Genomic DNA, 1330 nt, shown 5'->3' with positions numbered 1-1330 from the left:
ATCGTGAGTGGTGAGCGTCCCAGGATTTTTCGACTCGCCATCCTGGCTCGACCGAAAAACGGCGCGCGTCCGTGCGCGCCGCCCTCCGGGTCTGCGATCAGTGCGGGCTGTCCGAGTGCCAGCAAGTTCAAGAGCGCCCATTGCTGTCGGCTGTTGACCTTGACCTTCAGCGACTTAAAGCCCGCCGCGCACCGGAGGGGGCGGCGGCCGTAGAGGCGCCCATGTTTGAGCGCAGCGAGTTTGGGCGCCGTGCCGCCGGCCTCGAGGCGCACAGGGGACCGGGACGGCGTAGCCGTTCCGGCGGGCGTCAGGAGCAGGCGGTTTTGGTTCCTTTTGCCAAGACAAAAGGAACCCGCCGAAGGCGGAAGCCTTTGCTCGTGATCTGGAAGATCTCCGGTCAGGAATGGGGGGCTTGGCCTGCTCCGGATGGGTGGTTGGATCGCGAAGATCAAGATCAACGGCTTCCGCCCCCAAGGCGGCGGGTTACTTTTCTTTGCTGGCCCAAAGAAAAGTCACCAAAAGAAAGGGCCGCCCCGGCAAGGCTCAATCGTGAGTGGTGAGCGTCCCAGGATTTTTCGACTCGCCATTCATGGCTCGACCGAAAAACGGCGCGCGTCCGTGCGCGCCGCCCTCCGGGTCTGCAGACGATGTGGGCTGTCCAGCTTTCAGGAAGATCAAAAGCAGGGCTGTTGCGTTGTCGTTGACCTTCAGCGACTTGAAGCCCGCCGCGCACCGCAGGGGGCGGCGGCCGTAGAGGCGCCCATGTTTGAGCGCAGCGAGTTTGGGCGCCGTGCCGCCGGCCTCGAGGCGCACAGGGGACCGGGGCGGCGCAGCCGGCCCGGCGGGCGTCAGGAGCAGGCGGTTTTGGTTCCTTTTGCCAAGACAAAAGGAACCCGCCGAAGGCGGAAGCCTTTGATCGTGATCGACAATGACCTCCGGTCAGGAATGGAGGCACTGGCCTGCTCTGGATAAGCGGCCGGATCGCCAAGATCAAGATCAACGGCTTCCGCCACCCAGGGCGGCGGGTCACTTTTCTTTGCTGGCCCAAAGAAAAGTCACCAAAAGAAAGGGCCGTCCCGACGAAGCTCAATCGTGAACGGTAAGTCTTCCGGGATTTTTCGACACGACATCCTGTCGTGACCGAAAAACGGCGCGCGTCCGTGCGCGCCGCCCTCCGGGTCTGCAGACGATGTGGGCTGTCCAGTTTTCAGGAAGATCAAAAGCAAGGCTGTTGCCGTTGCCGTTGACCTTCAGCGACTTAAAGCCCGCCGCGCACCGCAGGGGGCGGCGGCCGTAGAGGCGCCCATGTCTGAGCGCAGCGAGTTTGGGC

At 63.4% G+C, this 1330-nt stretch carries 2 protein-coding genes; both read right to left on the bottom strand.

Translation table 11 applies throughout. The features are described 5' to 3' along the window. On the bottom strand, window positions 1–272 hold a 272-nt coding region (locus FKV24_RS19530; RefSeq protein ID WP_211371795.1), incomplete at its 3' end, for a hypothetical protein. Between the two features lie 814 nt (window positions 273–1086). After that, on the bottom strand, window positions 1087–1330 hold a 244-nt coding region (locus tag FKV24_RS19525), incomplete at its 5' end, for a hypothetical protein (RefSeq protein WP_211371794.1).

This window comes from Marilutibacter maris (assembly GCF_006546735.2).
GTDB classification, from domain to species: domain Bacteria; phylum Pseudomonadota; class Gammaproteobacteria; order Xanthomonadales; family Xanthomonadaceae; genus Marilutibacter; species Marilutibacter maris.
The sequence above is the reverse complement of the archived record's forward strand: the minus strand, read 5'-3'. Positions and strand labels throughout refer to the sequence as shown.